Below are 8679 nucleotides of genomic sequence, written 5' to 3'. Positions count from 1 at the left end.
GCGACCGGCTCATCGGCACCCTCGACGGACCACCCGAGGGGCCCGGCACCCCCGTACGCTGGCGACCACCCGATCACCGCGACGGACCCACACTCGACGGACCCATACGCGGGTACGCGGCATGACGCCCAGAACGGCGACCGGCGCTGGCTGCACTGCGCATGCCTGACCGGAGCGCCTCCACCGACATCGCCGACACGCCATGACTGCTGACCTCAGCACGCGCCGGCGGTCACCGTGGTGATGGCGGCGGTGGTGCCGGGGCGCCGACTCGGGGTCGCGACCCTGATCCCGCCACGTTGCTCGACCCCGTCGCCGGCTTTCCTCGAGCGGCGGTGAGACGAGGCCTCAGAACGACCCGAACATCGTGCCGAGGGCGATGACCACGATGATCGCGAGGACGGGGATGACGACGGCGACGACGCCGATGTCCTTGTAGGACTGTCGGTGGGTGAGTCCGGTGACGGCGAGGAGGGTGATGACCGCGCCGTTGTGCGGCAGGGCGTCCATGCCACCGGAGGAGAGGGTCGTGATGCGGTGCATGAGCTCCATGCTGATGCCGTCGGCCTGGGCGCGGGCGGCGAGGTCGGCGCCGAGGGCCTGGAGGGCGATGCTCATGCCACCGGAGGCGGAGCCGGTGATACCGGCGAGGACGTTGACCGACACCGACGTCGAGATGAGCGGGTTGGGGCTCACCCCGAGCACGGCGTCGCGGATGATCGCGAACGCCGGCAGCGAGGAGACGACGGCGCCGTACCCGACCTCGGAGGCGGTGTTGAAGATCGGCAGCATCGAGCCGAGGGTGCCCTCGTTGAGCGACTGCTGCGCGTCGGCGAACCGGCGCCGGTGCACGACGAGGACGAACGCGATGGCGACGACGAGGGCGACGATGATGCCCCAGATGCCCTGGACGTCCTTGAGCGCGACCCCGCCGTAGGCCTTCTCGGCGAGGTAGGAGGTGTCCAGGCGCGGCAGGACGAGGTTGACCATGACCCAGTTGACGGCGATGACGATGACGACCGGGGTGTACGCGAGGGCCGCCGGCATGGTGGCGGACGCCGGGGGAGCCTCGACGGCGACGCTGCGGCCCCGGTCCGGGCCAGCCTCGAGTCCGTGGTGGGTGGGGTCGGTGTGGGCCTCGCCGGCCGCCAGCCTGTCGTGGACGCGGTGCCCGGTGCGTGGGGGCGGGGACATGAGGGGGCCGTCCTCGTAGCCCTCGCCGGAGTCGCGGGCCGAGTGGGCCCGGCGCGTCAGCCAGAGCATGCCACCGCCGAACATGATGACGCCCGCGATGACGCCGAGGCCGGGGGCGGCGAAGGTCGTCGTGCCGAAGTAGGGGGAGGGGATCGCGTTCTGGATCGTCGGGCTGCCGGGGAGGGCCGTCATCGTGAACGTGAACGACCCGAGGGCGATCGCGGCCGGGATGAGCCGCTTGGGGATGTCGGCCTGCCGGAAGAGCTCGGCCGCGATGGGGAAGATGGCGAAGGCGACGACGAACAGCGTGACGCCGCCGTAGGTGAGCACGGCGCAGGACAGCACGATCGCGAGGACGGCCCGCTGGGGGCCGAGGAACCCGACGATCGAGTCGGCGATCCGACGGGCGGCCCCGGAGTCGTCCATGAGCTTTCCGAACAGCGCCCCCAACATGAAGATCGGCAGGTAGGAGACGACGAACTTGCCGAGCGCGGGCATGAACACCTGCGTGTAGGTCGCGAGGACGGGGGCGCCCGCGATGATGGCCGCGAACAGGGCGCAGAGCGGCGCGAGGAACATGACGTTGATGCCGCGGTAGGCGAAACCGATGAGCAGCGCCAGCGAGGCGATGATTCCGATGAGACCGAGCGTCGCCAAGGCGTCTCCTTCGTCGAGGCGGTGGGGCGGCCGACCGCGCCGGGCCGGAGGGGTCGGACGGGTCGGGGGCTCGGCCGATGGTGAGGCCGCCGCGGCGCCACGAGGGGGTCGCCCGTCGTCGGGACGCTGCCGGATCGTCCTGAAGTGTAGGGGGGCGAGGGCCCGTGGGCGGGGGGAGCTGCCTCCTCACTTCCTCGGGAACGCCCCGCCACCGGCCGCGCCGCGCCGTCTCCTGCCGCGCCGGCTCACGACTCCCGTGCGGCCCGCGACCCGCCGCGCTGCCTCACGGGGCCACGAGGAGGAGGAGCGCCAGCCCGAGCAGGAGCAGGGAGACCGCGACGTCGAGGACGGCGGGCACCCTCCGCTGAGGCGGCCACGTCGGCGCCTGCCGCATCCGGAGCAGCGCGAACACCGCCCCCACGAACGCGCACGCGAGCAGCGACCCGAGCAGCCACACCGGCAGGACGTGCCACGGGCCGAGGACGCGGGCCACGATCGCGGCCGTCATCGTGTCGGCCACCGCGCCGAACAGACTCAGCCGTGACGAGGCCCGCCAGCCCCGCCACCAGGCCGACACGAGGAGCAGCGCGGCGACGGCGATCGGCAGCCAGGTCCCCGGGCTGGTCGGTGGCGATGCCGGGTGCGGTGCCGTGCGGTGGAGGAGCGCCGGGGCGATGTCGTCGACGGAGGTGTCGGAGTTGGACAGCACCACGGCCGCAGTCCTGGCCGCCCGGTCGATCGCGAGTGCCGAGCTCGACCCGCCGGTCCCGCCGTTGTGCCACAGGGCGGAGCCGCCCTCGACGGGGACGGTGAACCAGGCGAGGCCGATCCGACCTCCGTCGCCGGTGTCGACGAGCGGGGTGACGGCGTCCATCCCCGGCGCCGTCCCGGCGATGACCGCCTCGGCGAACCTCGCCATGTCGGCGGCGGTGGTGCGCGTCGAGGATCCCGCGGGGTCGTTGCCGGGTGAGGCCCACGCCCCGACGACGCGCCCGTTCGCCCGGTGGGGGGTCGCCACCCACGGTTGGTCGGCGTCGTCGCCGTCGACGATCGAGGTCGAGGTCATCCGCAGGGGCGTGAAGAGTCGGGCTCGGGCGAGTTCGGCCCAGGTGGCCTGCCCGGCGGCGCGGGCCTCCGCGTGACCGAGCAGAGCCATGCCGAGGTTGGAGTAGGCGAACGTGCCGGGGGACTCGAGCGTCTCCTCCCGCGCGGCGGCGATGACGTCCTCGGGGGTCTGGGCCCGGTAGGGATCTCCGCCCCGGACCGCGGTGAGCGCGCCCCCGAGGCCCATCGTGGACGGCAGTCGGGGCAGCCCGGAGGTGTGGGTCGCGAGGTGTCGGGGTGTCACCGTTCCCGCGGGTGTTCCGGCGAGCTCGGGCAGATACGTCGACAGTGGCGCGTCGAGGTTCATCTCACCGCGCTCGACAGCGTCGGCGAGGAGCATTCCCGTGAACGTCTTCGTGATGGACCCCAGCTCGTAGACGGTGTCCGGGCCCGGCGAACTCGCCGCGCTGTCGTCGTCGCCGAGCACCCCGAGGCCCGCGTAGGTCGTCTGCCCGTTCTCGACGCGGGCCACCGAGAGGGTCTGCCGTCCGCGTCCGTCGCCGACGGCGGCGGCGACGTCGGCGACGAGGCGGGGGTCGCCGGTGCTCTCCTCCCCGAGGTGGGTCCGTGGGCCGAGGGCGACGCCGACGAGCGCGCCGAGCACGATCGTCACGGCGAGGACCGCCCCGAGGATCGCGAGCATGCGGGGGCGGGAGTCCGAGGGTGTCGGCGAGGGGCTCAGTGCGGTGACGGGATTCGCAGGCATGGCGGGCCTTTCGGTCTCGTTCCGGGTGGGCGTCGGGGTGTCGGTCCGGGGCTGCGAGGGGGCGCTGGTCAGGCGGGCAGGGTCGCGGTGAGAACGACGAGCAGGGGCACGATGCGCTGAGCGGGGACCTCGTAGCGTCCCCGCCCGGCCGAGGCCAACCACCCCGCCGCGACGAGGGCACGCAGGTGGTGGTGGAGTTGCCCGGTCGTGCCGAGGCCCTCGGCCTCGGTGAGGGCGGAGGTCGTCGAGGTGCCGGTGAGGACGAGACGCAGGAGCTGGAGTCGGACGGGGTGCCCGAGGGCGGCGAGCACCGTGGCGGCGTCGTCCCAGTCCTGGGACAGGAGATCCTGAGGGTCGCGCCCCCACTGCCAGTGCGCCTCGCCGGCGGCCACGCGCACGTGTCCGGCGAACCCCACGGCTCCCGCGGGGTGGCGGGCGCGCAGTCCCTCCAGCATCCAGAACCGGTCGCCCGCGTCCGTGCCCCCGTCGCCCGAGGACGGGCCGTGCCCCTCGGTGCTCTCGGACGGCCCCGCTCGCGCCTGGTCCTGCTGGAGGGCCGCGACGGCGCGTTCGAGGGCGGCGACTCGGGACTCGACATCACTCACCCCACGAAAGTACGCACAAACGTAGAAACGATCAAGGGGTGGGGGCGAGCCGTGTGGGACACACCGCGGGACCGCCGGCAGCACGATCGAGCCGCCGACGGCCCCGTCGATGAAGGGGTGTGGTCGTTCAGAGGTTGCGCTGGTCGACGATGCGGCGCGCCTTGCCCACCGACCGTTCGATGCCGCCCTCGCCGACGACCTCCACCCTCGCGCTCGTGCCGATCCGGGACTTCACCTGCGCGCGCACGATGCTCGCCATGCCCTCGTAGGCCGACGTCTCGGCGCGCGGCGCCGCCTCGACCTTGATCGTCAGCTCGTCCATGCGTCCGGGGCGGGTGAGAACGCACTGGAAATGCGGTGTGAGACCGTCGATCTCGAGGATGATCTCCTCGATCTGGGTGGGGAACACGTTGACCCCGCGGACGATCATGAGGTCGTCGGTGCGACCGGTGATCTTGGCCATCCGCCGGAACGCGGGACGCGCCGTGCCGGGCAGGAGCTGGGTGAGATCGCGGGTGCGGTAGCGCAGGATCGGCATGGCCTCCTTGGTGAGGGACGTGAGCACGAGCTCCCCGGTCTGGCCGTCCTCGACGGGCGCGTCGGTGAGGGGGTTGACGATCTCCGGGTAGAAGTGGTCCTCCCACAGGTGCAGGCCGTCCTTGGACTCGACGCACTCCTGCGCCACGCCGGGCCCCATGAGCTCGGAGAGCCCGAAGATGTCGGTCGCGTGCATGTTCGCGCGCTCCTCGATCTCCTTGCGCATCGCCTGCGTCCACGGCTCGGCGCCGAACACGCCGATCTCCAGCGACGTCTCCTTGGGGTCGACCCCCATCTGCTCCATGACGTCGAGCATCGCGAGGAAGTAGCTCGGGGTGATGAAGATGACCCGGGGTCGGAAGTCGGTGATGAGCTGGATCTGCTTCTCGGTGTTGCCGCCCGAGGCGGGTACGACCGTGCAGCCGAGGTGTTCCGCGCCGTAGTGCACGCCGAGTCCGCCGGTGAACAGCCCGTACCCGTAGGAGACGTGCGCGATGTCGCCCGGACGTCCGCCCGCGGCGCGGATGCAGCGGGCCACGAGCGTCGCCCACGTCGTGATGTCGTTCTTGGTGTATCCGACGACCGTCGCCCGGCCCGTCGTGCCCGAGGAGGCGTGGACGCGCACGACCTGTTCGCGCGGCACCGCGAACATCTCGAACGGGTAGTTGTCGCGGAGATCGTTCTTCGACGTGAAGGGCAGCAGGCGGATGTCGTCGAGGCTGCGGATGTCGCTCGGATGGACGCCGCGCTCCTCCAACTGCGCGCGGTAGTGCGGCACGTGCTCGTACGAGGCGGTCACCGTGGCCTGGAGGCGCTCGAGCTGGCGGGCGCGCAGCTCGTCGATCGACCACCGCTCGGCGTCGTCGTACAGGTCGGGGCGGGAGTCGGTCTGAGGGAGGGACACGGGCGATCTCCTTCGATCGGGCGTGGACACGGCGTCGAGCGGGTGGTGCCGGGTAAGGCGGTGTCGGTCATCGGATTCGGGGGACCGGACGGGGGTGGGCATGGGGCGCGCAGGGGCGGTCAGGTGCGTGGCGGGGGGAGGGCACGCGAGCGGCCGCGGAACTCCGCGACGGCCCGGTTGTCGGACTCTCGGGTGACGGTGACGTCGGTGAGGCCGCTGCGACCTCGGACGACCCGTTCGGTGGCGGAGGCGAACAGCACCTCACCGAGGCGCACCGGTTCGAGGAAGTCGATGTCGCAGCCGGCCGCGACGGTCGGGCGGCCCGAGGCGTTGCAGGCGAGCGCGAAGGCGGAGTCGGCGAGGGTGAAGAGGTAGCCGCCATGGCAGATCTCGTGGCCGTTGACCATGCGCCGGTCGACCTGCATGCGCACGAGGGCGCGGCCGAGGCGCCCCGGTGCGGACCCGGGGGACCGCGAGGTGGACTCCGGGGCGGGTTCCGGCGCGGGCGAGAGGGACACCTCGACCGCACGCATCCCGAGCGCCGCGGAGGCGGGGTCGGCCGCCCACATCGCCCGGGCGTTCTCCACCTCCGGGCCGAAGGCGGACAGGTCCACCTCGACGACGTCGGAGCTCGACCCGGGCTCGGTGCGTCGTTCCGGGGCGGTGTCGTCCCGGTGATGTGCGGTCATGGGCGCTCCTTCGCGTCCGATCGCTGCTCGTCGTGGCGGTCCCGCACGAGGTTGACCCTCCGCGCGACACCGTGAAAGTGTAGGTGAACGTCCGGTCGGTAATTCACCATGCGCGCTGCCCATCTCGGAATCCCGCCGCGCCCCGAGTGCCCCGGAACGTCCTACCCGCAGAGCAAAGGGGCTGAGCGTGGCCGAGGCATTCCTCGTCGGTGGAGTTCGTACTCCCGTGGGTCGATACGGAGGAGCCCTCGCCGGCGTCCGCCCCGACGACCTCGCGGCACTCGTCGTCTCCGAACTGCTCTCCCGCACGGGCGCCGACCCGGCCCGCGTCGACGAGGTCATCCTCGGCAACGCGAACGGCGCGGGGGAGGAGAACCGCAACGTCGCCCGCATGGCCGCGCTCCTCGCGGGGATGCCCGACACCGTCCCCGGTCTCACGGTCAACCGCCTCTGTGCCTCCGGGCTGTCGGCGATCACGCTCGCCTCGCACATGATTGCCGCGGGTGCCGCCGACCTCGTCGTCGCCGGGGGTGTCGAGTCGATGTCGCGCGCGCCCTGGGTGCTCGCCAAGCCCGAGTCGGCCTACGCCAAGCCGGGAGAGATCTTCGACTCCTCCCTCGGGTGGCGGTTCGTCAACCCCCGGTTCGCCGCCGGTGGCGACCTCGACCGCGACGGCACGATGACGTTCTCCATGCCGGAGACGGCCGAGGAGGTCGCCCGCGTCGACGGTGTGTCCCGCGAGGACTGCGACGAGTTCGCCGTCCGTTCCCACGCGCTCGCGATCGCGGCCCAGGAGGCCGGTCGTCTCGCCGAGGAGATCGTCCCGGTGACCGTGAAGACCCGCAAGGGCGAGCACGTCGTCGACACCGACGAGGGGCCGCGCCCCGGCACGACCACCGAGGTCCTCGCCAAGCTCCGCCCCGTCGTCAAGGGTGGCAGCGTCGTGACCGCGGGCAACGCCTCGACGCTCAACGACGGCGCGTCGGCGGTCCTCGTGGCCTCCGAGAAGGCCGTCGCCGAGTTCGGACTCGCCCCTCGCGCGCGCGTCGTCACCGGGAGCGCCGCCGGCTGCCCCCCGGAGATCATGGGCATCGGGCCGGTGCCCGCGACCGAGAAGGCCCTCGGCATGGCCGGGTGGTCGGTCGGTGACCTCGGCGCCGTGGAGCTCAACGAGGCCTTCGCCTCCCAATCCCTCGCCTGCCTGCGGCGTCTCGGGCTCGACCCCGAGATCGTCAACCGCGACGGCGGTGCGATCTCGCTCGGCCACCCTCTCGGATCCTCCGGATCCCGCCTCACCGTCACGCTGTTGCGGCGGATGGAGGCCGAGAACGCCCGGCGCGGCCTCGCGACGATGTGCGTCGGGGTCGGCCAGGGCGCCGCCCTGCTGCTCGAACGCGTCTGAGCCCCGACCGCCCGACGAAAGGCCCCTCATGTCTGCACTTCCCACCCGCGTCGGTGTCCTCGGCGGCGGCCGCATGGGCGTCGGCATCGCCCACGCGTTCCTCGTCAAGGGCGCGGGCGCCGTCGTCGTCGAACGCGACCCCGCCGCGGCGGCGACCGCCGGTGAGCGGCTCGAACGCAACCTCCTCGCCTCGGTCGAACGCGGCGTCCTCGACAACTTCGACGTCGCCCTCGAGCGCACGACCCTCTCCTCCTCGATCGAGGACCTCGCCGGGTGTGACCTCGTCGTCGAGGCGGTCCCCGAGGACCTCGACCTCAAGGCCGAGATGCTCGCCGCCGCCGAGGGCGTCATCGACGCGGGCGCCGCACTCGCGACGAACACGTCGTCGCTGTCGATCGACGCGATCGCCTCGCGACTCTCCCGCCCCCAGCGGTTCATCGGGCTGCACTTCTTCAACCCCGTCCCGGCGTCCTCGCTCGTCGAGATCGTCGTCGGTGAGGGCACCGAGGACTCCCTCGTCGCCGACGCGCGGGGGTGGGTCGAGGGCATCGGCAAGACGCCGATCGTCGTCGCCGACGCGCCCGGATTCGCCTCCTCGCGCCTCGGGGTGTTCCTCGCGCTCGAGGCGATGCGGATGGTCGAAGAGGGCGTCGCCTCCGCCGAGGACATCGACGCCGCGATGGAACTCGGCTACAAGCACCCGAGCGGGCCGCTGAGGACGACCGACATCGTCGGCCTCGACGTGCGCCTCCACATCGCCGAGTACCTCGCCTCCCAGCTGGGGGAGCGCTTCGCCCCGCCGCAGATCCTGCGCGACAAGGTCGCCGCGGGTGACCTCGGCCGCAAGACCGGCAAGGGCTTCTACGACTGGTGACATCGGC

General features: G+C 72.4%; 7 protein-coding genes. 2 read left to right on the top strand and 5 right to left on the bottom strand.

Annotation, left to right across the window (positions count from 1 at the left end; translation table 11 throughout):
- Positions 1–348: 348 nt before the first annotated feature.
- The 5 genes from RT054_RS05575 to paaI all read right to left on the bottom strand — a co-directional run bounded on the left by RT054_RS05575 (position 349) and on the right by paaI (position 6396).
- Positions 349–1851 carry a GntP family permease gene (locus tag RT054_RS05575; protein WP_313022505.1) on the bottom strand — a complete coding sequence of 501 codons (1503 nt, stop codon included), beginning with the start codon at positions 1849–1851 and terminating at the stop codon, positions 349–351.
- 283 nt (positions 1852–2134) lie between these two features.
- Positions 2135–3661, bottom strand: coding sequence for a serine hydrolase domain-containing protein (locus tag RT054_RS05570; RefSeq protein WP_312720723.1), 1527 nt, complete (start codon positions 3659–3661; stop codon positions 2135–2137).
- 68 nt (positions 3662–3729) lie between these two features.
- Positions 3730–4266 (bottom strand): helix-turn-helix domain-containing protein, encoded by a 537-nt coding sequence (locus RT054_RS05565; RefSeq protein WP_313022503.1) that lies wholly within the window; start codon positions 4264–4266, stop codon positions 3730–3732.
- A gap of 127 nt (positions 4267–4393) precedes the next feature.
- Positions 4394–5707, bottom strand: a complete 1314-nt coding sequence (gene paaK / locus RT054_RS05560; RefSeq protein ID WP_312720726.1) for a phenylacetate--CoA ligase PaaK — start codon at positions 5705–5707, stop codon at positions 4394–4396.
- 119 nt (positions 5708–5826) lie between these two features.
- Positions 5827–6396, bottom strand: a complete 570-nt coding sequence (gene paaI, locus RT054_RS05555) for a hydroxyphenylacetyl-CoA thioesterase PaaI (RefSeq protein ID WP_313022502.1) — start codon at positions 6394–6396, stop codon at positions 5827–5829.
- Between the two features lie 187 nt (positions 6397–6583).
- Here paaI and RT054_RS05550 point away from each other — a divergent pair, with 187 nt between their 5' ends.
- Complete coding sequence (locus RT054_RS05550) at positions 6584–7798, top strand: thiolase family protein (RefSeq protein WP_313022501.1); 1215 nt, start codon at positions 6584–6586, stop codon at positions 7796–7798.
- A gap of 28 nt (positions 7799–7826) precedes the next feature.
- Positions 7827–8672, top strand: coding sequence for a 3-hydroxyacyl-CoA dehydrogenase family protein (locus RT054_RS05545; protein WP_313022500.1), 846 nt, complete (start codon positions 7827–7829; stop codon positions 8670–8672).
- Positions 8673–8679 lie beyond the last annotated feature (7 nt).

Origin of the sequence: Mobilicoccus sp. (assembly GCF_032060985.1) — a bacterium.
GTDB lineage: Bacteria > Actinomycetota > Actinomycetes > Actinomycetales > Dermatophilaceae > Mobilicoccus.
The sequence above is the reverse complement of the archived record's forward strand: the minus strand, read 5'-3'. Positions and strand labels throughout refer to the sequence as shown.

Coding starts and splice junctions, on each gene's coding strand:
- RT054_RS05570 (WP_312720723.1), bottom strand. CDS start 3,661: ATGCCTGCGAATCCCGTCACCGCACTGAGCCCCTCGCCGACACCCTCG.
- paaI (WP_313022502.1), bottom strand. CDS start 6,396: ATGACCGCACATCACCGGGACGACACCGCCCCGGAACGACGCACCGAG.
- RT054_RS05545 (WP_313022500.1), top strand. CDS start 7,827: ATGTCTGCACTTCCCACCCGCGTCGGTGTCCTCGGCGGCGGCCGCATG.